At 73.3% G+C, this 25,933-nt stretch carries 16 protein-coding genes; 9 read left to right on the top strand and 7 right to left on the bottom strand.

Annotated features, from left to right (window positions below):
* Positions 1-50: 50 nt before the first annotated feature.
* From ACZ6WH_RS10390 to ACZ6WH_RS10375, 4 genes are read right to left on the bottom strand one after another with little or no spacing between them, the layout of a single operon-like run.
* A complete protein-coding gene (locus ACZ6WH_RS10390; RefSeq protein WP_469727467.1) occupies positions 51-1,478 on the bottom strand; it encodes an ADP-ribosylglycohydrolase family protein in 1,428 nt (475 codons plus the stop codon).
* Positions 1,475-2,647, bottom strand: a complete 1,173-nt coding sequence (locus ACZ6WH_RS10385; protein ID WP_469727465.1) for an ADP-ribosylglycohydrolase family protein — start codon at positions 2,645-2,647, stop codon at positions 1,475-1,477. The genes ACZ6WH_RS10390 and ACZ6WH_RS10385 overlap by 4 nt, the downstream gene beginning before the upstream one ends.
* On the bottom strand, positions 2,644-4,005 hold the full coding sequence (locus tag ACZ6WH_RS10380; protein ID WP_469727463.1) for an ADP-ribosylglycohydrolase family protein: 1,362 nt from the start codon (positions 4,003-4,005) through the stop codon (positions 2,644-2,646). Before ACZ6WH_RS10380 ends, ACZ6WH_RS10385 begins: the two co-directional genes overlap by 4 nt.
* Positions 4,002-5,051, bottom strand: a complete 1,050-nt coding sequence (locus tag ACZ6WH_RS10375; RefSeq protein ID WP_469727461.1) for an ADP-ribosylglycohydrolase family protein — start codon at positions 5,049-5,051, stop codon at positions 4,002-4,004. The genes ACZ6WH_RS10380 and ACZ6WH_RS10375 overlap by 4 nt, the downstream gene beginning before the upstream one ends.
* A 308-nt stretch (positions 5,052-5,359) precedes the next feature.
* On the opposite strand from ACZ6WH_RS10375, the gene ACZ6WH_RS10370 reads away from it, so the two are divergent.
* From ACZ6WH_RS10370 to ACZ6WH_RS10360, 3 genes are all read left to right on the top strand, one after another.
* Positions 5,360-6,100 carry a VIT1/CCC1 transporter family protein gene (locus ACZ6WH_RS10370; RefSeq protein WP_469727460.1) on the top strand — a complete coding sequence of 247 codons (741 nt, stop codon included), beginning with the start codon at positions 5,360-5,362 and terminating at the stop codon, positions 6,098-6,100.
* Between the two features lie 292 nt (positions 6,101-6,392).
* The gene (gene gltB, locus ACZ6WH_RS10365) at positions 6,393-11,003 is read left to right on the top strand and encodes a glutamate synthase large subunit (RefSeq protein WP_469727458.1); all 4,611 of its coding nucleotides are present in this window, start codon (positions 6,393-6,395) and stop codon (positions 11,001-11,003) included.
* A complete protein-coding gene (locus ACZ6WH_RS10360; protein ID WP_469727456.1) occupies positions 10,996-12,456 on the top strand; it encodes a glutamate synthase subunit beta in 1,461 nt (486 codons plus the stop codon). The genes gltB and ACZ6WH_RS10360 overlap by 8 nt, the downstream gene beginning before the upstream one ends.
* Positions 12,457-12,607: 151 nt before the next feature.
* Here the strand turns inward: ACZ6WH_RS10360 and ACZ6WH_RS10355 are convergent, their stop codons facing one another.
* A complete protein-coding gene (locus tag ACZ6WH_RS10355; RefSeq protein WP_432852982.1) occupies positions 12,608-13,087 on the bottom strand; it encodes a PPOX class F420-dependent oxidoreductase in 480 nt (159 codons plus the stop codon).
* 229 nt (positions 13,088-13,316) lie between these two features.
* Here ACZ6WH_RS10355 and ACZ6WH_RS10350 point away from each other — a divergent pair, with 229 nt between their 5' ends.
* Both ACZ6WH_RS10350 and ACZ6WH_RS10345 read left to right on the top strand, forming a co-directional pair.
* Positions 13,317-15,203 carry a propionyl-CoA synthetase gene (locus ACZ6WH_RS10350; RefSeq protein WP_469727454.1) on the top strand — a complete coding sequence of 629 codons (1,887 nt, stop codon included), beginning with the start codon at positions 13,317-13,319 and terminating at the stop codon, positions 15,201-15,203.
* A gap of 150 nt (positions 15,204-15,353) precedes the next feature.
* Entirely contained in the window at positions 15,354-16,097 is a 744-nt protein-coding gene (locus tag ACZ6WH_RS10345) for an MBL fold metallo-hydrolase (protein WP_469727452.1), read from the top strand.
* Positions 16,098-16,106: 9 nt separating this feature from the next.
* Here ACZ6WH_RS10345 and ACZ6WH_RS10340 read toward each other — a convergent pair whose 3' ends face one another.
* Positions 16,107-17,048, bottom strand: coding sequence for a hypothetical protein (locus ACZ6WH_RS10340; RefSeq protein WP_469727994.1), 942 nt, complete (start codon positions 17,046-17,048; stop codon positions 16,107-16,109).
* Positions 17,049-17,333: 285 nt separating this feature from the next.
* On the opposite strand from ACZ6WH_RS10340, the gene ACZ6WH_RS10335 reads away from it, so the two are divergent.
* The 4 genes from ACZ6WH_RS10335 (at position 17,334) to ACZ6WH_RS10320 (ending at position 23,788) form a co-directional block, all read left to right on the top strand.
* The gene (locus tag ACZ6WH_RS10335; protein ID WP_469727450.1) at positions 17,334-18,140 is read left to right on the top strand and encodes a S1 family peptidase; all 807 of its coding nucleotides are present in this window, start codon (positions 17,334-17,336) and stop codon (positions 18,138-18,140) included.
* Between the two features lie 211 nt (positions 18,141-18,351).
* Positions 18,352-21,432: an endo-alpha-N-acetylgalactosaminidase family protein gene (locus ACZ6WH_RS10330; protein ID WP_469727449.1), complete on the top strand. Its 3,081-nt coding sequence runs from the start codon at positions 18,352-18,354 to the stop codon at positions 21,430-21,432.
* Between the two features lie 165 nt (positions 21,433-21,597).
* A complete protein-coding gene (locus tag ACZ6WH_RS10325; RefSeq protein ID WP_469727447.1) occupies positions 21,598-22,758 on the top strand; it encodes a C45 family autoproteolytic acyltransferase/hydolase in 1,161 nt (386 codons plus the stop codon).
* Between the two features lie 115 nt (positions 22,759-22,873).
* On the top strand, positions 22,874-23,788 hold the full coding sequence (locus ACZ6WH_RS10320; RefSeq protein ID WP_469727445.1) for a MurR/RpiR family transcriptional regulator: 915 nt from the start codon (positions 22,874-22,876) through the stop codon (positions 23,786-23,788).
* A 58-nt stretch (positions 23,789-23,846) separates the two neighbouring features.
* On the opposite strand, the gene ACZ6WH_RS10315 is transcribed toward ACZ6WH_RS10320, so the two are convergent.
* On the bottom strand, positions 23,847-25,829 hold the full coding sequence (locus ACZ6WH_RS10315; RefSeq protein ID WP_469727444.1) for a glycoside hydrolase family 35 protein: 1,983 nt from the start codon (positions 25,827-25,829) through the stop codon (positions 23,847-23,849).
* Positions 25,830-25,933 lie beyond the last annotated feature (104 nt).

Genomic DNA, 25,933 nt, shown 5'->3' with positions numbered 1-25,933 from the left:
TGCGGTGCAGCGGGCCGTGGTCCCTTCGGGGGCCGCGGCCCGCTGCCGTGTCAGCCGAGGGCGGCGCCCGCCGGCTCCGGAGCGGCGGCGGTTCCGGTGACCGCCAGAGCCGCCGTCTCCCGGGCCAGCGCGTCGAAGCCGATGCCGTCCAGGCCGCCGACGGAGGTGGTCAGCCGATTGGCGAGCGGTGCCGTCCAGTGGGCGGGCAGGGCGTCCGGCGCACCGGCCAGCAGACCGGTGAGGGAACCGGCCGTGGCGCCGTTGGAGTCCGTGTCCCAGCCGCCGGAGACGACGCGGCAGACGGACCCGGTGAAGTCGCCGTCGGCGTGGGTGAGCGCCGCGGCCAGCAGGGCGGCGTTGGGCAGTACGTGCACCCAGTGGTGCCAGCCGTAGGCGGCGTGCAGCCGGTCCACGACGGATTCGAAGCCGCCGGGCGTGGGATCGGGCGCCTCCCGGGCCGCCGCGATCCCGAAGCGCACGGCCCGCGCGAGCCGGGAGCGGGGCGGCACGACGGCCAGGCCGGCCGTCAGGCACCGGTGCACGTCCGCGGTGCCGCCCGCGGCCGTGGCCAGCGCGGCGGCGGCGAACATCGCCCCGTACACGCCATTGGCGGTGTGGGTCAGCACGGCGTCGCGCCAGGCGGCAGCGGCGGCCCCGGCCGGGTCGCCCGGGTGCGTCCAGCCGTGGACGTCGGCGCGGATCAGGGCGCCGATCCACTCGCGGAAGGGGTTGCGGAAGCGGGCGGTCTCCGGCGGTTCGAGGCCGTCGAGGAGGTTGCGGTACGCGACGCGCTCGGCGGTGAACGTACGGCCGGCCGGCAGCTCCTCCAGCCAGAGGCGGGCGAGGTCGGCGGTGGTGAAGCCGGGGCCGTGGCGGCGGAGCAGGAGCAGCCCGAGCAGGGGGTGGTTCAGGTCGTCGTCCTCGGGCATGCCGTCGATGTTCTCGGCGAGCGAGGTGGCGCGGCTGCGGCGGTTCCAGGGGTACCGGGCGGCGGTCTCGGGGTCCAGCCCGGCTTCGGTGAACCAGGTGTGCAGCGGCCAGTTCGCGGTCGAGCGGGCGAGGGCGCGGATGCCGGCCAGGGGCAGCTTCTCCACCGGTTTGCCGAGGAGGCAGCCGGCGGCGCGGCCCAGCCAGGCGGCCTCCAGGCGGGGGAGGAGGCCGGCGGCGACGGGGCCGGGCGGGGGCCCGGGTGCCGCGGCCCGGACGGCCGCCAGGTCGGTGGGTTCGTCGGCGGCCGTGGGGCAGGGCAGGGCGGCCAGGTCGTCCAGGAGGGCGGTGGCCAGGGCGCGGAGCCGGGGGGACGCCGGCGCGGGGGAGGCGCCGGCCCGGTCGGGCGCGGGGGTGCCGCCCGCGGTGAGCCAGCGGCGGCGGATCACGGTGGCGTCGCGGCCGTCCTCGGCGGCCTGGCGCAGTTCGTGCCCGATCAGGTCTTCGGGCTGGACCCAGGTGACCCGCAGCGGGGCCGGGGGGTACGTCATCGGCTCTCCGTGAGGGCGGCGAACGCGGCTTCGTGGGCGCGGCGGCGGGACAGGTCGCGGTGGTGGATCTCGTGGGCGACGGCGGTCAGCGCGGCGGCCGGGCCCCGGAGGTCCAGGCGGCTGGCCTCGGTGACGGCCGCGGTCCACTCCGCTGGCACGGGCCGGCCGAGCGCGCCGACCAGAGCGCCGCACATGGTGGCGATGGAGTCGCAGTCGCGGCCGTAGTTGACGGCGCCGAGGACCGTCTCGCGGTAGTCGCCGCCGCCGACGATCAACAGGCCGAGCGCGACGGGCAGTTCCTCGATCGAGTGCAGCCGGGAGGGCCGCCGGGCGCCCAGTGAGGGCCGGCGGTACTCGGGCCCGACGGTGTCGAACGGCGAGACCGCGCCCCGCAACGACGTCAGCGCGGGCTCGAACTCGTCGTACTTCACCGCCACTTCGCAGACCGCTTCGATCGCCGTGCGGGTGCCGTCCTTCGCGAGGGCGAGGGCCGTGTCGACCACGGAGGCGGGGGTGGCGCCGGGGGCGCAGGCCGCGGCCACCGCGGCGGCGAGGACACCGGCCGCCTCCCGTCCGTACGAGGACTGGTGCGCGCCCGCGACGTCCAGCGCCTCGGCGTAAGCACCGCGCGGATCACCGGCGTTGACCAGACCCACCGGGGCCATGTACATCGCGGCACCGCAGTTGACGATGTTGCCGACGCCGGCCTCGCGGGGGTCGGCGTGCCCGTAGTGCAGCCGGGTGACGAGCCACTTCTCGGCGAGGAACACCCGCTGGAGGGGGAGGGCTTCGGCTTCCAGCTCGGGGATCCAGCGGGGCTCGGTGATCAGTTCGGGGACCAGGTGGTCGGCCACGGCGTACGCGTCGAGGTGGTCGCGGACCTTCTCGTACACCCTGATCAGTGCGTGGGTCATGAGGGTGTCGTCGGTGACGTGGCCGTCGCCCTTGTGGTACGGCGCGAGGGGGCGGGCCGTGCGCCAGTCCTCGTGCCAGGGGCCGACGATGCCGCGGACCGGTCCGCCGTGCCGCTCCCGGATCTGCTCCGGGCTCCGGCCCTCGACCGGTCCGCCGAGCGCGTCGCCGACGGCGGCCCCGGCCAGCGCGCCGGCCGTGCGGTCGGCGAGGCTCGGGCACGCCGTGGTGGTGGGTGGTGCCGCGGTGTCGGTCATGGCCGGTCGGGTCCTTTCGCCGAGGGCGTCTGCGGAGTGGTCAGTTCGGTGCCGGCGAGCAGCTCGGCCAGCTCGACCAGGTCGGTGCCGGCCAGCCGGGGCAGTGCGCAGCCGGAGAGCGTGCGGCAGGCGTCGCGCCAGGCGGGGGGCAGCGCGGCGGCGCCGCCGAGCGCGCCGGTCAGGGCGCCGGTGAGGGCGGGGGCCGAGTCGGCGACACGGGAGAGACAGGCGGCGGCGGGCACCGCCTCGGCGGTCCGGCCGCCGCCCGCGAGGGCCAGCGCGAGGGCGACCGGCACGGTCTCGGCGGCGGCGATGCCGTAGCTGTAGACGTGGTCGACGATCTCGTGCTCCAGGGTGGGGACGAGGGCGAACGCGGCGCCGGGGCGGCCGTCGGCGGTGGCCTCGGCCAGATGCACGGCGTGCAGGGCGTTGCGGCGGATCTCGGTGCCCTCGGGGAGCTGGGCGAGGGCGGCCTCGACGCATGCGGCGACGCCGGTGCCGCCGAGCGCGGCGGCGACCGCGGCGGCCATCGCGCGTGCGCCGTGCACGCCGTCGCCGTCCTGGGTGTACCGGGCGTCGAACTCGGCGAGCCCGGCAGCGCCCGCGGGGTCGCCGGGGTGGACGACGGCGAGTACGGCGGCGCGTACGCAGGCCGCGTCGTCGAAGAAGTGCGGGTTGTCGTGGCCGGTGGCGGGCGGCCGCAGCCCGGCGGCGAGGTTGCCGAGCCCGGCGCGTACGGAGATCCGGGCGCGCAGCGGCAGCACCGCCGACTCCACCTCCGGGGCGCGGTCGGCGGCGGCCGCGACCTCGCAGGCCAGCGCGTTCCAGGCGAGGTCGAGGGCGGCCCGCATCCGGCGGTCACGGCCCAGGTCGGAGAGGAAGGCACCGGCCGCGGTGAGCACCGAGCCGGCGGTGAAGGCGGCCCATTCGGCGTCGTCGGAGGGGCCGAGACGGAGCGGCTCGGGGGGCTGGTTGAGGGCGATGGGGACGGGGAGCGTGGTGGTGGCGTTCTGTTCGGCGAAGGTGTCCAGTTCACGGGTGAGACGGCGGGTCCACTCGGGCATCCGGGCCGCGCGGTGCCGGCTCGCGGGCCACCCGGCGGCGTCTCCGGCGGCGAGGCCCAGGAGGAGGCCCTCGATGCGGGTGCCCCTGTCGCGGGTGTGTTCGCACTGCGGGGTGGCCTCCGCGGTGCGCCCGCAGCCGGGTGGGACATCGAGCCCGTCCGGCGTTCGAGGACGGGGCCGGAGCGCGATCAGGGGCGCGGGGAACTGCGCGAACGGCCCCGGCGGTGCGGCAGTCGCCCGCGCCGGGCCGGGGGCATCCCCGGCAGCGCCGCCGCCCGGGCCGGAGGCGGTCATGACGTCACCGGGCCCGCGGGTGTCAGCAGGTCGGCGATGTCCAGGACGTGGTAGCCCGCCATGGAGGGGAGGCAGCTGCCGCGTACGGGCCCGATGGCCGCCGCCCAGTCGGCGGGGACGGCGGCGCAGCCGCCCAGCGCGCCGGCCAGGGCGCCGGCGACCGCCGCCGTGGTGTCGGCGTCCCGGCCCATGTTGACGGCGGTCAGCACCGCGCCGCGGAAGTCGCCGGCCGCCGCCGCGAACGCGCCGAAGGCCAGGCCGACCGCTTCGGGCGCCAGGTCGGTCCAGGGGTAGCCGCCGATGACGACGGCGGAGCGCACGGCGCGTTCGGTGCCGAGCCGGGTGATGCCGGGGTCCAGGCGGGAGCGCTGGGCGGCGGCCACGGCGCGGCGCAGCGAGCGGGCGGTCCAGGAGTCCTCGGGGACGACGGAGAGCGCGGCGGCGATCACCGCGTCGGTGGTCCTGGCGACCATCGCGGCGGCGACCCCGGCGGCGACGGCCTGGCCGCCGTAGATGCCCTCGCCGTCGTGGCTGACGGTGCCGTCCACCGCCACCAGGCGGGCGGCCTCGGCCGGCCGGCCCGCCGCGTGTACGCCGAAGGGTGCGGCCCGCATCGCCAGTCCGTCGCTCCAGGCATGCCGGTGCTGGGCTGAGATCGGTGCGGCGAGGCCCCTGCGGAGGTTCTCCAGGGTGCCGCGCTCGCTGAATCCGGCGCCGCGGAAGGGGCCTTCGTCCAGGTCGGCGATCCACTGGTGCCAGGCGGCCTCGACGTGCGCGACGGTGAGCGCCGAGCCGTGCTCGGCCAGCAGCAGCCCGGAGAAGATGGCGTATTCGGTGTCGTCGGTGCCTGCGGGGTCGTCGGCGACGAAGCCCTCGATGCGGCCCCACCGGCGGCGGATCTGCGAGGGCTTCATGTTCTCGGCGGGGGCGCCGAGCGCGTCGCCGACGGCGAGGCCCAGGAGGGAGCCGCGGGCCCGGTCGCGCGGATCGCCTGTGCGGTCACCCGGGGTGAGGGGGACGGGTGAGGGGGCGTGCGGTGTGCTCATGTGCGTGCCCTTCCGCCGACCGGTCCCGGATCCGTACGCGTGGGAGGGATCGTAGGGCCGGTTTGCCGCGAATGGGGGGACATCAGGCCGGATCGGAGCGATGTCGCGAGGGCCGGATCCGGGCCGCCGGGCAGCGGTCGCTGTGAGCCGGATCACGCGGTGATCGTCTTGGTAAATTTGCAGGTCAGAGCGGTAAGTACGGCCTTCCTTGCTAGCGCGGAGGGGTGTGGGCCGCATAACTTCGAAAGTGTTCCAGGGGGAAGTGCCGCTCATCGGCCCACACCTCGTGAGGGAGGGAGAGGTCCCTTATGTCCGTCACAGATGTCATGGACGCGTCGGCTCCTACGCACATTGCCCACCGTGACAACCACACCCACCGTGACGTGAACGGCGGCTGGCTCCGCCCGGCGGTGTTCGGCGCGATGGACGGCCTGGTCTCCAACCTCGCCCTGATGACGGGGGTGGCCGGCGGCTCGGTGTCGCAGCAGACCCTCGTCATCACGGGGCTGGCCGGCCTGGCCGCCGGTGCCTTCTCGATGGCCGCCGGTGAGTACACCTCGGTGGCCTCGCAGCGTGAGCTGGTCCAGGCGGAACTGGACGTGGAGCGCCGTGAGCTGCGCAAGCACCCCAAGGACGAGCAGGCCGAGCTGGCCGCCCTGTACGCGTCGCGCGGCGTGGAGCCGGCTCTCGCCCGCGAGGTGGCCGCGCAGCTCTCGAAGGACCCGGAGCAGGCCCTGGAGATTCACGCGCGCGAGGAGCTGGGCGTGGATCCGTCGGACCTGCCCTCTCCGCTCGTCGCCGCCGGTTCCTCGTTCGGCTCCTTCGCGCTGGGTGCGCTGCTGCCGGTGTTGCCGTACCTTCTGGGTGCCTCCGCGCTGTGGCCCGCCGTGATCCTGGCGCTGCTCGGACTCTTCGGCTGCGGTGCGGTGGTGGCTCGGGTGACGGCGCGTTCGTGGTGGTACAGCGGGTTGCGCCAGTTGGCCCTCGGTGGTGCCGCCGCAGGTGTGACGTACGTCCTGGGCGCACTGTTCGGAACCGCCGTAGGGTGACTTCCTATGCGTGCAGGCGCATAATTAACGTGTTACCTCGCGGTTTCAGAAAATGACCAGCGGGCATAAGGCACTGACGCCGGAGGCAACGTCGCTTGCCGGCGACCCGCGCTGTCGGACGATGCTCTGTCCCACTGCGTTCTCGATCCACCGCCCTGAGCGGTGTCCGCATGCTGGAAGCCTCTATCCGATTCCCGAGATCGAGGTCATCCTGTAACCTGCACGCAAAATTCGCGGAGGGCCAACGTCGTCCCTCGGCACTGCACATGCCACGACGACGTTGGGAGAGCCGATGCGTTCCGCGTCCACGCACTCCGCGACCACCGGCAGCGCCACCAGCGCCGCCTGGTCGCCCATGGACGGGCGCCCCGCCCAGCAGGGGATGTACGACCCGCGCAACGAGCACGACGCCTGTGGCGTCGGCTTTGTCGCGACCCTCACCGGTGAGGCGAGCCACGCGCTGGTCGAGCAGGCCCTGACTGTTCTGCGGAACCTCGAACACCGCGGCGCCACCGGCTCCGAGCCCGACTCCGGCGACGGTGCGGGCATCCTCCTGCAGATTCCCGACGCCTTCCTGCGCGAGAACGTCACCTTCGGCCTTCCCGAGGCCGGCGCCTACGCCGCGGGTATCGCCTTCCTCCCCTCGGACGCCGAGGAGGCCCAGGCCGCCGTCTCGAAGATCGAGACGATTGCGTCCGAGGAAGGGCTGAACGTCCTCGGCTGGCGCGTCGTCCCCGTCGCCCCGCAGCTGCTCGGCAACGGTGCCCGCGCCACCATGCCGGCCTTCTCCCAGATTTTTGTCTCCGACGGCGAGAACTCCGGGCTGGCCCTGGACCGCAAGGCCTTCGTGCTGCGCAAGCGCGCCGAGCGCGAGGCCGGCGTGTACTTCCCCTCGCTCTCCGCCCGGACCATCGTCTACAAGGGCATGCTGACCACCGGTCAGCTGGAGCCGTTCTTCCCGGACCTCTCCGACCGCCGCTTCGCCACCGCCATCGCGCTGGTCCACTCGCGGTTCTCCACCAACACCTTCCCGAGCTGGCCGCTGGCCCACCCGTACCGCTTCGTCGCGCACAACGGCGAGATCAACACGGTCAAGGGCAACCGCAACTGGATGCGCGCCCGCGAGTCCCAGCTCGCCTCGAAGCTCTTCGGCGACTCCACCGAGACGCTGGAGCGCCTGTTCCCCGTCTGTACGCCGGACGCCTCGGACTCCGCGTCCTTCGACGAGGTCCTGGAGCTGCTCCACCTCGGCGGCCGCTCGCTGCCGCACTCCGTGCTGATGATGGTCCCGGAGGCCTGGGAGAACAGCCCCTCCATGGACCCGGCCCGGCGCGCCTTCTACCAGTACCACTCCACGATGATGGAGCCCTGGGACGGCCCGGCCTGCGTCACCTTCACCGACGGCACCCAGGTCGGCGCGGTCCTGGACCGCAACGGCCTGCGCCCCGGCCGCTACTGGGTCACCGACGACGGCCTCGTCGTGCTCTCCTCCGAGGTCGGCGTCCTGGACATCGACCCCGCCAAGGTCGTCCGCAAGGGCCGCCTCCAGCCCGGCCGGATGTTCCTCGTGGACACCGCCGAGCACCGCATCGTCGAGGACGACGAGATCAAGGGCGCCCTCGCCGCCGAACAGCCCTACGCCGAGTGGCTGGAGGCCGGCGAGATCGAGCTGGAGGACCTCCCCGAGCGCGAGCACATCGTGCACACCCACGCCTCGGTCACCCGCCGCCAGCAGACCTTCGGCTACACCGAGGAAGAGCTGCGCGTCCTCCTCGCGCCGATGGCCAAGGCCGGTGCCGAGCCCATCGGTTCGATGGGTACGGACTCGCCGATCGCCGCGCTCTCCGAGCGCCCCCGGCTGCTGTTCGACTACTTCACCCAGCTGTTCGCGCAGGTCACCAACCCGCCGCTGGACGCCATCCGCGAGGAGCTCGTCACCTCGCTGATCTCCTCGCTCGGCCCCCAGGGCAACCTCCTGGACCCCACCGCGGCCTCCTGCCGCAGCGTCACCCTGCCCTTCCCGGTGATCGACAACGATGAGCTGGCCAAGCTCATCCACATCAACGCCGACGGCGACATGCCGGGCATGACGGCCGTGACCCTCTCCGGCCTCTACCGCGTCAGCGGCGGCGGCGAGTCCCTCGCGGCCCGTATCGACGAGATCTGCTCCGAGGCCGAGGCCGCCATCGAGGACGGCGCCCGCCTGATCGTCCTCTCCGACCGGCACTCCGACGCCGAGCACGCGCCGATCCCGTCGCTGCTGCTCACCTCCGCCGTCCACCACCACCTCATCCGCACGAAGCAGCGCACCCAGGTGGGCCTGCTCGTCGAGGCCGGTGACGTCCGCGAGGTGCACCACGTCGCGCTGCTGATCGGCTACGGCGCCGCCGCGGTCAACCCGTACCTGGCCATGGAGTCCGTTGAGGACCTGGTCCGCGCCGGCACCTTCCTGCCCGGCATCGAGGCCGAGACCGCCATCAAGCACCTGATCAAGGCGCTCGGCAAGGGCGTCCTGAAGGTCATGTCCAAGATGGGCATCTCCACCGTCGCCTCCTACCGCGGCGCGCAGGTCTTCGAGGCCGTCGGCCTGGACGAGGCCTTCGTCGACAAGTACTTCCACGGCACCGCCACCAAGATCGGCGGCGCGGGCCTGGACGTCGTCGCCAAGGAGGTCGCCCAGCGGCACGCCAAGGCGTACCCGGCCTCCGGCATCGCCCCGGCGCACCGCGCGCTGGACATCGGCGGCGAGTACCAGTGGCGCCGCGAGGGCGAGCCGCACCTCTTCGACCCGGAGACCGTCTTCCGCCTGCAGCACTCCGCGCGCTCGGGCAAGTACGACATCTTCAAGAAGTACACCGAGCGGGTGAACGAGCAGTCCGAGCGCCTGATGACGCTGCGCGGCCTGTTCGGCTTCAAGTCCGACCGGCCCTCGATCCCGATCGAGGAGGTCGAGCCGGTCAGCGAGATCGTCAAGCGGTTCTCCACCGGCGCCATGTCGTACGGCTCCATCTCCCAGGAGGCGCACGAGACCCTCGCCATCGCCATGAACCAGCTGGGCGGCAAGTCCAACACCGGTGAGGGCGGCGAGGACCCGGAGCGCCTGTACGACCCGGCGCGCCGCTCGTCCATCAAGCAGGTCGCCTCCGGCCGCTTCGGTGTCACGTCCGAGTACCTGGTCAACTCCGACGACATCCAGATCAAGATGGCCCAGGGCGCCAAGCCCGGCGAGGGCGGCCAGCTGCCCGGCCACAAGGTCTACCCGTGGGTCGCCAAGACGCGTCACTCGACGCCCGGCGTGGGCCTGATCTCCCCGCCGCCGCACCACGACATCTACTCCATCGAGGACCTGGCTCAGCTGATCCACGACCTCAAGAACGCCAACCCGCAGGCCCGCATCCACGTGAAGCTGGTCTCCGAGGTCGGCGTCGGCACGGTCGCCGCGGGTGTCTCCAAGGCGCACGCGGACGTCGTCCTCATCTCCGGCCACGACGGCGGTACGGGCGCCTCGCCGCTCACCTCGCTGAAGCACGCCGGCGGCCCCTGGGAGCTCGGCCTCGCCGAGACCCAGCAGACGCTGCTCCTCAACGGCCTGCGCGACCGCATCGTCGTGCAGACCGACGGCCAGCTGAAGACCGGCCGCGACGTGGTCATCGCCGCCCTGCTGGGCGCCGAGGAGTACGGCTTCGCGACCGCCCCGCTGGTGGTCTCCGGCTGCGTCATGATGCGCGTCTGCCACCTGGACACCTGCCCGGTCGGCATCGCCACCCAGAACCCGACGCTGCGCGAGCGGTTCAGCGGCAAGGCCGAGTACGTCGTCAACTTCTTCCAGTTCATCGCCGAGGAGGTCCGTGAGCTCCTCGCCGAGCTGGGCTTCCGCAGCCTGGAGGAGGCCGTCGGCCACGCCGAGCTGCTGGACACCACCCGCGCGGTGAACCACTGGAAGGCGCAGGGCCTGGACCTGGCCCCGCTGCTGCACGTGCCCGAGCTGCCCGAGGGCTCCGTCCGCCACCAGATCGCCATCCAGGACCACGGGCTGGAGAAGGCGCTGGACAACCAGCTCATCAAGCTGGCCGCCGACGCCCTGAACGCGGACACCGCGGAGCAGGCGGAGCCGGTCCGGGCGCAGGTCGCCATCCGCAACATCAACCGCACGGTCGGCACCATGCTCGGCCACGAGGTGACGAAGAAGTTCGGCGGCGCGGGTCTGCCCGACGACACCATCGACATCACCTTCACCGGCTCGGCCGGCCAGTCCTTCGGCGCGTTCCTGCCGAAGGGGGTCACCCTCCGCCTGGAGGGCGACGCCAACGACTACGTCGGCAAGGGCCTGTCCGGCGGCCGCGTCGTCGTCCGCCCGGACCGCGGCGCCGACCACCTGGCCGAGTACTCCACCATCGCGGGCAACACCCTCGCCTACGGCGCCACCGGCGGCGAGCTGTACCTGCGCGGCAAGGTCGGCGAGCGCTTCTGCGTCCGCAACTCCGGCGCCACGGTGGTCTCCGAGGGCGTGGGCGACCACGGCTGCGAGTACATGACCGGCGGCAACGCGGTGATCCTGGGCGAGACGGGCCGCAACTTCGCGGCCGGTATGTCCGGCGGCTTCGCGTACGTCATCGACCTGGACCCGGCCAACGTCAACAAGGAGATGACCGGCGCGGTCAACCCCTTGAACGACACCGACAAGCAGTGGCTGCACGACGTGGTGCGCCGCCACCAGGAGGAGACCGGCTCCACCGTCGCCGGGAAGCTCCTCGCCGACTGGGATGGCGCGGCCGCGCGCTTCAGCAAGGTCATCCCGCCCACGTACCAGGCAGTGCTCGTCGCCAAGGAAGCCGCCGAGCAGGCCGGACTCTCCGAGTCCGAGACCCACGAGAAGATGATGGAGGCGGCGACCAATGGCTGACCCCAAGGGCTTCCTGAACCACGACCGCGAGGTCGCCAAGACCCGTCCCGTCGAAGAGCGCGTCAAGGACTGGAACGAGGTCTACCAGCCCGGCTCCCTGCTGCCGATCATCAGCAAGCAGGCCTCGCGCTGCATGGACTGCGGCATCCCGTTCTGCCACAACGGCTGCCCGCTCGGAAACCTCATCCCCGAGTGGAACGACTACGCGTACCGCGAGGACTGGGAGGCCGCGAGCGAGCGGCTGCACGCGACCAACAACTTCCCGGAGTTCACCGGTCGCCTCTGCCCCGCGCCGTGCGAGGCCGCCTGCGTGCTCGGCATCAACCAGCCGCCGGTGACCATCAAGAACGTCGAGGTCTCCATCATCGACAAGGCGTGGGACAACGGGGACGTCACCCCGCAGCCGCCCGAGCGCCTGTCCGGCAAGACCGTCGCCGTCATCGGCTCCGGCCCGGCCGGCCTGGCCGCCGCCCAGCAGCTGACCCGCGCCGGGCACACCGTCGCCGTCTACGAGCGCGCGGACCGTATCGGTGGTCTCCTCCGCTACGGCATCCCCGAGTTCAAGATGGAGAAGCGCCACATCAACCGCCGCATCGAGCAGATGCGCGCGGAGGGCACCAAGTTCCGCACCGAGGTGGAGATCGGCCGCGACATCGACGCCGCCAAGCTGCGCCGCCGGTACGACGCCGTCGTGATCGCCGCGGGCTCGACCACCTCCCGCGACCTGCCGGCGCCCGGCCGCGACCTCAAGGGCATCCACTTCGCGATGGAGTACCTCCCCCTCGCGAACAAGGTGCAGGAAGGTGACCTGACCGTCTCCCCGATCTCGGCCGAGGGCAAGCACGTCGTCGTCATCGGCGGCGGCGACACCGGCGCCGACTGCGTCGGCACCGCGCACCGCCAGGGCGCGGCCTCCGTCACCCAGCTGGAGATCATGCCCAAGCCGGGCGAGGAGCGGAACGAGGGCCAGCCCTGGCCGACCTTCCCGATGCTCTACAAGGTCACCTCGGCCCACGAGGAGGGCGGCGAGCGGATCTACTCCGTGAACACCACCCACTTCGAGGGCGACGAGGACGGCAACGTCCAGGCGCTCCACCTCATCGAGGTGGAGTTCAAGGACGGCAAGCTGGAGCAGAAGCCGGGCACCGAGCGGAAGATCCCGGCTCAGCTGGTCACCCTCGCGATGGGCTTCACCGGCACCGACAAGGAGAACGGCCTGGTCGAGCAGTTCGGCCTGGAGCTGGACCAGCGCGGCAACATCGCCCGTGACGAGGAGTACGCCACCAACGTCCCCGGTGTGTTCGTCGCCGGTGACGCCGGCCGCGGCCAGTCGCTGATCGTCTGGGCCATCGCCGAGGGCCGCTCCGCGGCCAAGGGCGTGGACCGCTTCCTGACCGGCGCTTCCTCCCTGCCCGCCCCCATCAAGCCGACGGACCGCGCACTGGCCGTGTAACGCCCGTGCCGGCCTGACGGCCCCAGAGATGTCCCGTACAACGACGTACGGAACAAACGCGGCGCCTGCCCCTTCCCCGACCGGTGAGGGCAGGCGCCGCGCTGTATTCCGGGGCGCGTTTCACTCGCCCCGCCGACGTCCCGGCTCCGGCTCAGCCCTGGTCCTCGTCCTCCGCCAGGCGGGCCGGGAAGCCGCCCGTGGCGATGGGGCCCCAGCGGCGGGGGGTGATGCGGATGAGGGACTTGCCCTGCTTGAGCATGGCCGCGCGGTACTCGTCCCAGTCCGGGTGCTCGCCGGAGATGTTGCGGAAGTACTCCACCAGCGGCTCGACCGAGTCCGGCGCGTCGATGACCTCGGCCTCGCCGTCGACCTGCACCCACGGGCCGTTCCACTCGTCGGACAGGACGATGACGCTGACGGACGGCGCGCGGCGGGCGTTGCGGACCTTGGCGCGCTCGGGGTATGTCGAGATCACGATCCGGCCCGAGTCGTCCACGCCGCAGGTCAGCGGCGAGCCCTGCGGGGTGCCGTCCGACCGGCGGGTCAGCAGGATGGCGCGGTGCCGGGGGCGGACGAACTCCAGCAGCTCGGCGAGTTCGACGGTGGTGTTGGTGGCGATGGAGGGGCTCATACCGGGGAGCCTAGGCGCTGGAGTGCGCTCCAAGCCCCACCGCCGCGACCGGCCCGGCGGCCGCCGTACCGCTACGGCCACACGCCCGCCCCGCCCGCCCGTGCGCCCCTATTCCTCCGGCGCCCCGTACAGGACACAGTGGACGCCCGAAGACCGACCAGGACGCCGGCAGGGCGGGGGAGCGGAGACCTGTGCGGCCGGTCGGCCGATACGAGGAGTGAGCGCGACGATGCGTGCCTACCGTGCGGCGCACGAACAGAGCATCAGCGACCCCGAAGGCTTCTGGGGAGCCGCGGCCGAGGCGGTGTCCTGGACGAAGAAACCCGGCCGCGTACTGGACGCGGACCGACCGCCGTTCTTCCGCTGGTTCCCCGACGGCGAGCTCAACACCTGCTACAACGCCCTGGACCGGCATGTCGCCGCCGGCCACGGCGACCGCACCGCGCTGATCCACGACAGCCCCGTCACCGGCACCCGGGAGCACTTCAGCTACGCCGAACTCCTGGATCTGACGGCCCGGTTCGCGGGCGTCCTCCGCTCGCTCGGCGTCGGCAGAGGCGACCGTGTCGTCCTCTACCTGCCGATGGTCCCGCAGGCCGCCGTCGCGATGCTGGCCTGTGCCCGCCTCGGTGCCGTGCACTCCGTCGTCTTCGGCGGCTTCGCGCCGCGGGAGCTCGCCGTCCGCATCGACGACGCCCGGCCCAAGGTCGTCGTCTCCGCGTCCTGCGGCATCGAGGGCAAGCGCGTCGTGCCGTACAAGCCGATGCTCGACGAGGCGCTGCGGATCGCCGGGCACACGCCCGACCACTGCGTCATCCTGCAACGGCCGCAGGAGCGCGCCGGGATGACCGGGCGGGACCTGGACTGGGACGAGGCCATGGCGGCCGCCGCACCCGCCGACTGCGTCCCCGTCGCCGCCACCGACCCGCTCTACATCCTCTACACCTCCGGCACCACCGGCCGCCCCAAGGGAGTCGTCCGCGACAACGGCGGCCACGCCGTCGCCCTCACCTGGAGCATGGCCAACGTCTTCGACATCGGCCCCGGCGACGTCTGGTGGACGGCCTCCGACGTCGGCTGGGTCGTCGGCCACTCCTACATCGTCTACGCCCCCCTGCTGACCGGCGCCACCACCGTCCTGTACGAGGGCAAACCCGTCGGCACCCCGGACGCGGCCGCCTTCTGGCGGGTGATCGCCGAACACCGCGTCAAGGCACTGTTCACCGCGCCCACCGCACTGCGCGCCGTCCGCAAGGAGGACCCCGAAGCGGCGCTCCTCGCCGGCCACGACACGGGCTCGCTGCGCACCCTCTTCATGGCCGGGGAGCGGCTGGACCCGGGGACGTACCACTGGGCGAGCCGCGTGCTGGACGTGCCGGTGATCGACAACTGGTGGCAGACCGAGACCGGCTGGCCGATCGCCGCCAACCTGCGCGGACTGGACCCGATGCCGGTCAAGCCCGGCTCGCCGACCGTGCCGGTGCCCGGCTACGACCTGCGGGTCCTGGACGAGAACGGGGAGCCGTGCGGCCCCGGGCAGGACGGCTCGGTCGCGCTGCGGCTGCCGCTGCCGCCGGGCTCGCTGCCCACCCTCTGGAACGACGACGAACGGTACGTCTCCTCGTACCTGTCGCGGTTCCCCGGCCACTACGCGACCGGCGACGGCGGGTACGTCGACGAGGACGGCTACGTCTTCATCATGGGCCGCACCGACGACGTGATCAACGTCGCCGGGCACCGGCTGTCCTCGGGGGCGATGGAGGCCGTCCTCGCGAGCCACCCGGCGGTCTCGGAGTGCGCGGTCATCGGCGTCGCCGACGCGCTCAAGGGCCAGGTGCCGCGGGCCCTGGTGGTCCTCAAGGCCGGCGCCACGGACGACCACGACCGGGTCGCCGCCGAACTGGTGCAGTCCGTACGCCGGGAGATCGGCGCGGTCGCCGCCCTGAAGGAGGCCGTGATCGTGCCCGCGCTGCCCAAGACCCGCTCCGGCAAGATCCTGCGCCGCAGCATGCGCGCCCTCGCCGACGGCGTGGACGAGCCGGTCCCCGCCACCGTCGAGGATCCCGCCGTCCTGGAGGCCCTCCGCCCGGTGCTCCGCCCACGACAGCAGGACTGACGCCCACGACAGCAGGACTGACGCCCACGGGCGACAGGACTGACGCCGCAGCGGCGCAGCGGCCCGCGCGTCCCCGCGGGCCGCTACGCGCTGGGTGAACGCCCGGCGCGCACACGCCACTTCGGCACTGAGTCTGCTTAGTGTCACCGCATGGAACCCAGACAACTCACCCCCTCCATATGGCAGTTCCCCTTCCCCGTGGGGCATGTGTACGCCGTCCGCCTGCCGGCCGGCGGTCCCGCGGGGCGGCCCGGCTACGCCCTGGTGGACACCGGCGTCCCGGGCTCGGCGCCGGCGATCCTGGCGGCACTGGCCGCGCTCGGCGGGCGCCCCGAGGACGTCCGGCAGATCGTGCTCACCCACTCGCACATCGACCACATCGGCTCGGCCGCCGACCTCGCGGCGGCCACCGGCGCCACCGTGCTGGCCGGCGCGCCCGACGCCCCGGTCATCCGCGGCGAGGCGCCCGAGCCGAAGCCGGTCCCCACCGCCGCCGAGCAGGCGCTGCACGAGCAGGTCATGGCGGGCCTCGCGGCCGCGGGGCTGCCGGAGCTGCGCCCCGCGGCGGTCGACGTCGAGCTGCGCGACGGCGACGTACTGGAGGGCTGGGGCGAGCCGGTGCACGTGTACGCCACGCACGGTCACACCCCCGGCGGCGTCGCCCTGCACCTGCCCGAGTCCGGGGTGCTCTTCCCCGGCGACATCATCGGCGAGGGGGAGGGGCGGGTGGTGCTCGGTCCGTTCAATGTCGACCGGGCGGCGGCGATCGCCTCCTTCCGGCGGCTGGCGTCGCTCACGCCGCTGGAGACGGTGTGCGTGCCGCACGGCGAGCCGGTGCTCGGGGACGCGGCGGCGGTGCTGGCGGCGGCCACGCCCGACACCGACTGGCTGTAACCGTCCCTCCTACGTGTCGCACTCCAGCTCCGTGCGGCACAGCGTGCAGCGGGCGCGGACCGGGCCGCGCACCGGCAGCCGCACGCGCTGGTGGCAGACCGGGCACGGGAAGGTGACGCGCAGCGGCCCCGGCCCGTCGAAGACGTACCCGGCGTCCGGCGGCGGGCCGGGAGCGCCGCGCGGTACCCGTGCGGCGCGCCGGTCCTTGGCGTACCGCCGCCGCTCGGACCGGCCGGCGGCGGCCAGCGGCGGCTGCCGGGTGTCCCGCAGCGCCCGCAGCCGGCCCGCGCGGTAGGCGTCGTACGCCTGCGGGCTGGTGAACCACGGCGCGGGGTCCTCGCCGAAGAACAGCGCCCGCTTGGCGAGGACGTACCCGAACTCCTCGGGGGTGAGATAGCCCAGCTTCTGCGAGGCGTTGCCGTGCTCCCGGTAGGCGTCCAGCAGCAGCCAGCCGGCGCCGAGGTAGGCGGTCGCGGTGTCGGTGAGGATCTCGTTGGCGTGCGTACCGGGAAAGGACAGGCCCAGGCGGTGCAGGTAGATGTGCATCACTTCGTGGGCGAGGGCGGCGGCGATGTCCTCGCGGTGGTTCCGGAAGCGGTCGTTGAGCTCGATGAAGTACTCGGGGCCCGCGGTCAGTTCGACATGAGCGGCGTGCCGCATCGTCCGGAAGGAAACGATCATTCGGGCGTCCGGCAGCCGCAGGTGCGCCACCATCGTGCGGGCCACCCGCTGCACGCCCAGGTGCAGGTCCTCCTGGGCGGCGAACGCCGCGTCGACGGGCGGCACCGCCATGTCGAAGGTGCGCACCGTGTCGTACGAAAGACGCTTGTAGAGCGCGGTGACGGCCGAGCGGACCGTTTCCAGGTGCGGGTAGCCGTGCACGACCTCGCTGCCGGGGCCGGCCGACCGGCCCGGGCTGCCGGGACCGCCCGGACGCCCGGTGCCTCCCACTGCCACTCCACCACTCTACGAGCAGGAGCGACCGGGCGGTATGGGGCGTACTGCCCCCGGGTACAACGGAATTGAGCGGTTGGATGCCCTTGTCACTCTTGTCTCTCGTTCCACATAATCGCAGGGCGCTTTACGGGCTCACCCCCACTGGGTCCGGACGCCTTTCCGTGCGCCGCCATTGATTCCGCAGATGTTCCTCCCGGCGGCGGACACCGGCTCCGGTGTTGGCATGGGCCCGTCATTGACAGCCGTCTTGGCGCGCAACCCCCCACGAAAGGAAGCCCGTTGAGCTACCTGAAGCACCTCAAGAGAGCCGCAGCCGTCGGAGCCGTGGCCCTCGCGGCCGTCAGCCTCCAGCCCGGCACCGCAGGCGCCGCCACCCCCGCCCGTGACGGCGGGAACGAGACCAAGGTCGTCGGCGGCACCCGCGCCCAGCAGGGCGAGTTCCCCTTCATGATCCGCCTGTCCATGGGCTGCGGCGGCGCCCTGTACGCCAAGGACGTCGTGCTGACCGCCGCGCACTGCGTGGACGGCAGCGGCCCCGACACCTCCATCACCGCGACCGCCGGCGTGGTCGACCTCCAGGACTCCGCCGCCGTGAAGGTGAAGTCCACCGAGGTCCTCCAGGCCCCGGGCTACAACGGCAAGGGCAAGGACTGGGCCCTGATCAAGCTCGCCAAGCCGATCGAGGACATCCCCACCCTGAAGATCGCCGAGAACGACACCTACAACACCGGCGACTTCACCATCGCCGGCTGGGGCGCCGACAAGGAGGGCGGCAGCCAGCAGCGCTACCTCCTCAAGGCCGAGGTGCCGTTCATCGACGACGCCACCTGCGAGCAGGCGTACGGCGCCGACCTCACCCCGGGCGACGAACTGTGCGCCGGCAAGCTGGACACCGGCGGCGTGGACACCTGCCAGGGCGACTCCGGCGGCCCGATGTTCCGCAAGGACGACGCCGGTGACTGGATCCAGGTCGGCATCGTCAGCTGGGGCGAGGGCTGCGCACGTCCCGGCAAGCCCGGCGTCTACACCGAGGTGAGCGCCTTCGCCGCGGACATAAAGAAGGGCGCGGGCGAGCTCGGCGGCTGAACACGCCGCTGACGGGGGCGGTGCCGCGTGCGGCGGCACCGCCCCTCCGCCGGTCCCACCCCTCTACCGGTCCGCCTCCGCCCCTCCAGCCGCCCCGCCTCCGCCCCTCCGTTAGTCCAACACCTGTCCCTCCTTTGTCCATGGGCGCACCCGACGCACGGGCAGCACGCTGTGCGCGACAGGACCGCCGGTGCGAAGGAGGACAGTGCGCGTGAACGGACACACAGGTGACGGGCACGGGCCCAGCCGCAGGACCGTCGTCGCCACCACCGCCCTCGCCGCCCTCGGCACCGCCCTGCCCCTCGGCGCCGGCACCGCACACGCGGCACCCCGGGCGGGCGAGGCCGTACTCCGCTCCGACCACCTCCAGGTCCGCGTCGACACCGCCTTCCCCCGCGTCATCGACTACACCGACACCGGCACCGGCGCCGTCCTGCACGGCCGGGCCGAGCCGGTCACCGAGGTCGTCATCGACGGCACCGCACACACCCCGAAGGTCACCGCGCGGCCCTCCGGCGACCGCATCGCCTACACCCTCGCCTTCGACGGCGGCACCGAGATCGACGTGACGGTCACCGTCGACGGATGGCAGGTCGGCTGGCGCGTCACACGGATCACCGACACCGCGGCGCTGCGCGTCGGCACCCTCCAGATCCCCGCGCTCGCGCTGCTCAGCGTCCGCAGCGACCAGCCCGGCGCCACCCTCCTCGCGGCCCGCGTCGAACTGGACAAGGCCAAGAGCGGCGACACCCTCGTCCGGGTCACCGACGACACGCCCGCCGACGCCGCGCCCCTCGGCTGCGCGTACGCCGTCGTCGCCACCGACGAGCTGGCCGCCGCGCTGGAGACCAACACCGTGTACGACAAGCCCGCCGGGGCCACCACCTGGGAGAACGGCCGGCTGTGGCGGCAGACCGTACGCCGCGACGGTCACACCGAGGCGCGCCTGGCCTGCGGCCAGTGGACGCACCGCGCGGCGACCGCCCCCGTGGACGCCACCGAACCGCTGCCGTACGCCACCGTGATCCTCACCCGCGACCGCAACGGCGACGGCCGCGTCGACTGGCAGGACGCCGCCATCGCGCTGCGCGACATCATGGTCGAGCCGCTCGGCGCCGACGAGCAGCACCTCCGCGTCGTCCCGCACATCCCCTTCAACTTCGCCAGCCAGGCCACCAACCCGTTCCTCGCCACCCTCGACCACGTCAAGCGGATCTCCCTCGCCACCGACGGGCTGCGGCAGTTCACCCTCCTCAAGGGCTACCAGTCCGAGGGCCACGACTCCGCGCACCCGGACTACGGCGGCAACCACAACACCCGCGCCGGCGGCCTGGACGACCTCAACGCACTGGTCCGCGCGGGAAAGAAGTGGAACAGCGACTTCGCCGTGCACGTCAACGCCACCGAGTCCTACCCGGTCGCGCACGCCTTCTCCGAGAAGCTGGTGGACAGGACGGACGAGCAGTGGGACTGGCTCGACCGGTCGTACCGCATCGACGCCCGCCGCGACCTGGTCTCAGGCGACATCGCCGCCCGCTTCCAGCAGCTGCGCGACGAGACCGACCCGGCCCTGAACACCCTCTACATCGACGTCTTCCGCGAGTCCGGCTGGAACTCCGACCGCCTCCAGCGCCACCTCCGCGACCAGGGCTGGCAGATCACCACCGAATGGGGCCACGGCCTGGAACGCTCCTCCCTCTGGTCGCACTGGGCCAACGAGACCGACTACGGCGGCGACACCTCCCGCGGCATCAACAGCAAGCTGATCCGCTTCCTCCGCAACCACCACAAGGACGTCTTCGCCGACAAGTGGCCGACACTCCTGGGCGCACCCCGCATGGGCAACTTCGAAGGCTGGGTCGGCAAGACCGACTGGCACGCCTTCTACGAGATCATCTGGCGGGACGCGCTGCCCGCCAAGTACCTCCAGGCGTACCCCGTCAGGACCTGGGGCGAGCACGAGATCACCTTCGAGGGCCCGACCCGTACGGCCGTCTCCGACGCCGACGGCGGCAAGCGGCGGATCACCACGGACGGGAGGCTGGTGTACGACGACGGCACCTACCTGCTGCCGTGGGAACCGCGCCGCGCCACCGACCCGCAGAAGCTCTACCACTACAACCCCGCGGGCGGCACGACGACCTGGACCCTGCCGCGCGGCTGGCGGACCGGCACGGTGTACCTGTACCGCCTCACCGACCAGGGCCGGGCCGACGAGCGGCGGCTGCCGGTCACGGGCGGCAAGGTCACCCTCGACGCGGCGGCCGGCGTCCCGTACGTCGTCCACAAGCGGCGGGCCGCGGCGCAGGAGGCGCCCGGCTGGGGCGAGGGCACGCCCCTGCCCGACCCCGGCTTCCACTCCGGCACGCTCGACGGCTGGCAGGTCACCGGCCCGGCGGCGGTGCGCGCGAGCGCGCTGGGCGACTACGAACTGGTCATCGGGGCCGGCGCTGCCGCCACGGTGGCCCGCCGCCTGCACCGCCTCGCGCCCGGCAGCTACGCGGCATCCGTCCAGGTCGAGGTCGGCGAGAAGGCGGGGGAGCGGCGCCGCGCCGAACTGGTCGTACGCACCGCCGACGGGGTCACCGCCGGCAACTGGACCGAGACCTCCACGGCCGGCAACTTCGTGGGCGCCGACCGCAAGCACGGCACCCGCTTCCAGCGGATGTTCACCCGCTTCACCGTCCCCGAGGGCGGCGGCCCGGTGACGCTGTCCCTGAAGGCCGCCGCGGGACAGGCCCGCGTCCGCTTCGACAACGTACGCGTCGTCCCGGCCGTCCACTCGACGAAGCCCGGCACCCTGGCGTACGAGGACTTCGAGCACGTACCGCAGGGCTGGGGCGTCTTCGTCAAGGGCGACGCGGGCGGCGCCAACGACCCGCGCACCCACATCGCCCAGCGCCACGCGCCCTACACCCAGCGCGGCTGGAACGGAAAGGCCGTCGACGACGTGATCGACGGCGGCCAGTCCCTGAAGTCGCGCGGTGAGAACGAGGGGCTGGTCTACCGGACCGTCCCGCACACCGTGCGCTTCGCGCCCGGCCGCCGCTACCGGGTCACCTTCCGGTACGAGAACGAGAAGGCCGGCCAGTACGCCTGGATCACCGCCGTCGACAGCCCGACGGCACGGGAGCTGAGCCGCACACCGCTCCCCGTGGCCACCCGGCCCACCGTCCACACCTACGAGTTCACCGCCCCGGAGGAGGGCGAGGCATGGGTGGGACTGCGGAAGACCGGGGACGACGGGACGGCGGAATGCGTCCTGGACGCGTTCGAGGTGCGGGAGGTGTGAGGGCGGGGCGTCCCGGCAGCGGGGCGCGCCCCGCTGCCGGGACGGGGCTCGGCTTCGTCGAGGGCGGTCTGGTCGGAGGGTGCCCGGTGATGCAATCAGGATTGCGTAGAGTAGTCGCATTGCAATTCTGATGACGTTCCGAGAGTGTGAAAGGCGGACGGCGCAATGGGCGCGGAGGTCAAGGAGCAAGAGCTCGCCGGACTGCGATGGCTGGTCCTGACCGGAGAACGGTCCGCCGCCTTCCGCACCCTCGGCGACACCACCCGCGCCGACATCCGCGCCGTCCAGGACGCCCTGCCCGAACGCGCCGCACTCCGCGCCCGGACCGCCGACGGCCCCGGCCGCGCCCGCGCCGAACGCCTGCTGCGCCGCACCGAGAACCACTGGCCCGTCGAGCTCGCCGAACTCCGGGAACTGGCCGCCGGCGCCGGCGTGCCCTTCCACGACCTGCTCCTCGCCAACCTCCGCGGCGACCTCGGCACCGACGACGGCACCGGCTGCACCGACCTCGGCTGGCGACGCACCCGCTCCCGCGTCGCCCACAACGAGGACGGCGCCCCCGCCCTCGCCGGCCGCCTGATGCTCCTCACCCTGCGCATCGACGGCGAAGCACCCGTCACCGTCCAGTGGTACCCGGGCTTCCTCCCCGCCAACACCTTCACCGCCACCGGCCACGGCCTCGCCTGGGGCATCAACCACCTCCAGGCCACCGCCCCCGCCGACGCGCCCGGCCGCCACTTCGTCGCCCGCGCCCTGCAACAGGCCCGCACCCTCGACGAAGCCCTCCACCACCTCACCACCCACCCCGCAGCCGGCGGCTTCGCCTACACCCTCGGCGAAGCCGCCACCGGCCGCGTCGTGGTCGTCGAAAGCGTCGCCGGCCGCACCGCCGCCCACGAAGTCGGCCCCCGCGCACCACTCCAGTGGCACACCAACCACCTCCGCCGACTGCCCGCCGCGCTGGACACCCCCGACGACGCCCCCGTGACCGGCGAAGCTTTCTCGACGGGCGATGCCCCCGCGACGTGCGACGCCGCACAGGCCGCCCGCAGCCTCGGGCAGTACGAGGAGAGCGTGGCGCGCGGCGCGGTCCTGGACCGGCTCGCCGTGCCCGAGGAGGAGCCCGGCGCCGACTGGTTCCTCGACGTCCTGACCGGCGCGCCCCTGCCGCACGGCGTGCACCGCACCGCCGCCGGCACCGACCCCCTGATGACCCTCTGCACCGCCGTCGCCGACCTCACCGAGAACCGGATCACCGTACGCGGCACCGACGGACGCACGGCCACCCTGCCCCTGCCGGCCTACGCCCGGGGCGAGCCCGCGTGAGTACCCGGGACGAGCCCGCCTGAGTGCCCGGGCAGGGCGGCCGCCCGTGCTGCCCGTGCCCGTCGTGCCGCCCGTCGCCCCGGCCGACGCGGCCCCGTACGAGAGAATCCCTGCCATGGCCCCCGCACCGTCCCACCCCTCGCACCCACCGCAGACCTACGGCGAACTCGTCGCCGAACTGCAGCGCCGAGCGGAAACCCTCACCCGCTCCCAGCGCCTCCTGGCCGACCGGCTCCTCGCCGACCCCGAAGGCGTCGCCTTCATGACCGTCTCCGAACTCGCCTCGGCCGTCGGCGTCAACGAAGCCACCGTCGTCCGCTTCGCCGCGGGCCTCGGCCTAGACGGCTACCCGGGCCTCACCCGCCTCTGCCGCGCACACCTCCGCGAACAGGCCCAACTGCTCCGCCGCTACGACAACCTCGAACAACTCGGCACCGACGACGGCGACCTCCTGGAACGCTCCGTCGCCCTGGACCGCGCCAACATCGCCCGCACCTTCGCCCGCATCCCCCAGGACACCTGGGACGCCGCCGTACGGGCACTGGCCGAGGCCCCGCGCGTCCACGTCATGGGCCTGCGCAAGTGCCACGCCCCCGCGTACCTCCTCGGCTACCTGCTGCGGATGCTGCGCGAGGAGGTCGCCACCGTCACCCCCGGGACCGGCACCCTCACCGACGACCTGCGCCGGGTCCGCCCGGGCGACTGCTTCGTGGCCGTCTCCATCCACCGCTACAGCGCCCAGACCGTACGCGCCGCCGCCTGGGCACACGACCGCGGCGCCCACTGCGTCGCCCTCACCGACAACCCCTCCTCCCCGCTCGCCGCCACCGCGCAGCAGACCTTCTACGTGGACGCCGCCGGCCCCTCCGTCCTGCGCTCGGTGACGGCGTTCACCTCCCTCGTCCAGGCCCTGGCGGCCGGCGTCGCCCAGCTCCGCGGCCACGAGGTACGCGCCACGCTCCTCCAGGAGGAAGAGCTGATGGAGGAGTTCGGCGTGTACGCGGGGGAGGGGCGGCCGGGGGCGGAGTGACGCGGCCGGTCGTCGCTGCCGGCGGCCGATACGGTCGGGATCCGGGGCCCTCAGGTGCTCAGGGGATCAGTCGGGGCGCTTCCGCCGGCGGCCCGTCCGTACCCGTCGCGGCGGCGGCGCCACCCGGTGCGGCTCCCTCCAGCTCCAGGATCAGCACCTCGTTCGCACCCTCCCGCAGGCACGGGCCCGGCACGTACAGCGACCGCTGCGGGCCCGCCGACCAGTACCGCCCCAGCGGAAAACCGCCCACCCACACGAACCCCCGCGTCCAGCCCGGCAGTTCGAGCAGCGCGTCCTCGACGCCACCCGCCGGCACCACCACCGACCCCCGGTGCAGCCCCCGCGCCCCGGCCCGCGGCGCCTCGAACGCCAGCCCCGCCACGGCCGCCGTGTCCTCCACCGCATCCAGCCGCAGCCCACGCGCCCGTACGCCGTGCAGATACTGCCGCTCGTGCAGCACCCCGCCGGTGATCCCCTTCGACTCACCCAGCCGCGGACCGTAATTGACCCGTCCCAACGACTCCACCCACAGCTCGACCTCCGCCGGCCCCGCCACCGGCCCGATCAGCCCCGCCCCGCCCCGCTCGGCCGCCGCTCCGGCCGTCTCCGGGCCTCCGTACGCCTCGTCGCACAGCACCGGCCCGGGCATCCCGTCCACGAACGTCACCGCCCGGTCGCGCAGCCCCAGCACCCGCAGGTCGTACGGGCCGCGCGGCCCCGGCAACGACAGCCGGTACCGGACCACGCCGCGGTCCACGTCCAGCTCCTCGAACGTCGGCGGCACCCCGGACCACACCTCGGGCCCGCCCAGCCCGTCCACCACCGCGTCCATCGAAGCCCAGCCCGCCAGCCGCACCTCCGCCGCCCCGCCCAGCACCGGCAGCGGAGCCGGCGGCTCCGGCAACGGCCCGTCGGCATACGGGGCCAGCACCTCCCGGAACCGCCAGAACTTCGCCGTCGGCCGGCCCCGCTCGTCCACCGGCGCGTCGTAGTCGTACGACGTCACGGTCGGCAACAGCGCGCCGTCCTGCAGCGCACCGCCCCGGTTCGCCCCCGCCCAGCCGCCGAAACTCGTCCCGCCGTGCGCCATGTAGATGTTCACCGACGCCCCGCACTCCAGGATCTCGGCCAGCGCCGCCGCGGCATCCTCCGCATCCCGTACCCCGCCCTCACCCCCGTCCTCATCCCCGTGCTCACCCTCGCCCTCCCCGGCATCCGCGTACGCATCGTCCCGGCCCGTGCCGGCCGCGCCGGGCGCCCAGTGGGAGAACCAGCCGCACCAGAACTCCATGCACATCAACGGCCCGTCCGGCCGGTGCCGGCGCAACGTCGCGAACGCCTCCCGCGCCCCCGACCCGAAATTCACCGTCGCCGTCAGCCCCGGCACGCTCCCGCCCGTCAGCATGTGATCCTCCGGCCCGTCGGAGGTGAACAACGGCACCGTCACCCCCAACGCCCGCAACCGGTCCGCCAGCCACGCGAGATACACCGCGTCCGACCCGTACGAGCCGTACTCGTTCTCCACCTGCACCATGACCACCGGACCGCCCCGGTCGCACTGCCGCGGCACCACCTGCGGCAGCACCGCCGCCAGCCACCCGTCCACCGCCCGCAGGTACCGCGGATCACGCGTCCGCACCCGCCGCCCCAACGGCCCGGTCAGCCAGTGCGGCAGCCCGCCGTTCTCCCACTCGGCACAGATGTACGGCCCCGGGCGGACGATCGCCAGCAGCCCCGCCCGCCCGACGGCGTCCAGGAACCGGCCCAGCGCCGCCAGCTCCCGGAACTCACCGGAACGCGGCTCGTGCAGATTCCACGGCACATACGTCTCCACGCAGTTCAGGCCCATCGCCCGCAGCATCGCCAGCCGGTGGTCCCAGTGCCCCTCGTGCATCCGGAAGTAGTGCAGCGCCCCCGACAGCAGCCGCACCGGCCGCCCGTCCAGCTCGAACTCCCGCTCCCCGACGACGAACCGCCGCCGCCCCGCCGCACGCTCCACATCCCCGGCCGTGTCCACCACCACGTCGCCCTTCCCTCGCATCCGCCCTCCCCCGCCCGGTCCAGCACACCCCCTGGCGGCAGGGCGGGTCCATGGACAAAGATCGGCATAGTTTGGACGGAACGCCGGGGAGGGAACGCCCGGGG

Source organism: Streptomyces sp. NPDC050806 (assembly GCF_055586425.1).
This window is presented reverse-complemented; position numbering and strand designations above follow the sequence as displayed.

Coding starts and splice junctions, on each gene's coding strand:
- ACZ6WH_RS10385 (WP_469727465.1), bottom strand. CDS start 2,647: ATGACCGACACCGCGGCACCACCCACCACCACGGCGTGCCCGAGCCTC.
- ACZ6WH_RS10315 (WP_469727444.1), bottom strand. CDS start 25,829: ATGCGAGGGAAGGGCGACGTGGTGGTGGACACGGCCGGGGATGTGGAG.
- ACZ6WH_RS10360 (WP_469727456.1), top strand. CDS start 10,996: ATGGCTGACCCCAAGGGCTTCCTGAACCACGACCGCGAGGTCGCCAAG.
- ACZ6WH_RS10355 (WP_432852982.1), bottom strand. CDS start 13,087: ATGAGCCCCTCCATCGCCACCAACACCACCGTCGAACTCGCCGAGCTG.
- ACZ6WH_RS10390 (WP_469727467.1), bottom strand. CDS start 1,478: ATGACGTACCCCCCGGCCCCGCTGCGGGTCACCTGGGTCCAGCCCGAA.
- ACZ6WH_RS10350 (WP_469727454.1), top strand. CDS start 13,317: ATGCGTGCCTACCGTGCGGCGCACGAACAGAGCATCAGCGACCCCGAA.
- ACZ6WH_RS10325 (WP_469727447.1), top strand. CDS start 21,598: ATGGGCGCGGAGGTCAAGGAGCAAGAGCTCGCCGGACTGCGATGGCTG.
- ACZ6WH_RS10375 (WP_469727461.1), bottom strand. CDS start 5,051: ATGAGCACACCGCACGCCCCCTCACCCGTCCCCCTCACCCCGGGTGAC.
- gltB (WP_469727458.1), top strand. CDS start 6,393: ATGCGTTCCGCGTCCACGCACTCCGCGACCACCGGCAGCGCCACCAGC.
- ACZ6WH_RS10380 (WP_469727463.1), bottom strand. CDS start 4,005: ATGACCGCCTCCGGCCCGGGCGGCGGCGCTGCCGGGGATGCCCCCGGC.
- ACZ6WH_RS10320 (WP_469727445.1), top strand. CDS start 22,874: ATGGCCCCCGCACCGTCCCACCCCTCGCACCCACCGCAGACCTACGGC.
- ACZ6WH_RS10345 (WP_469727452.1), top strand. CDS start 15,354: ATGGAACCCAGACAACTCACCCCCTCCATATGGCAGTTCCCCTTCCCC.
- ACZ6WH_RS10370 (WP_469727460.1), top strand. CDS start 5,360: ATGTCCGTCACAGATGTCATGGACGCGTCGGCTCCTACGCACATTGCC.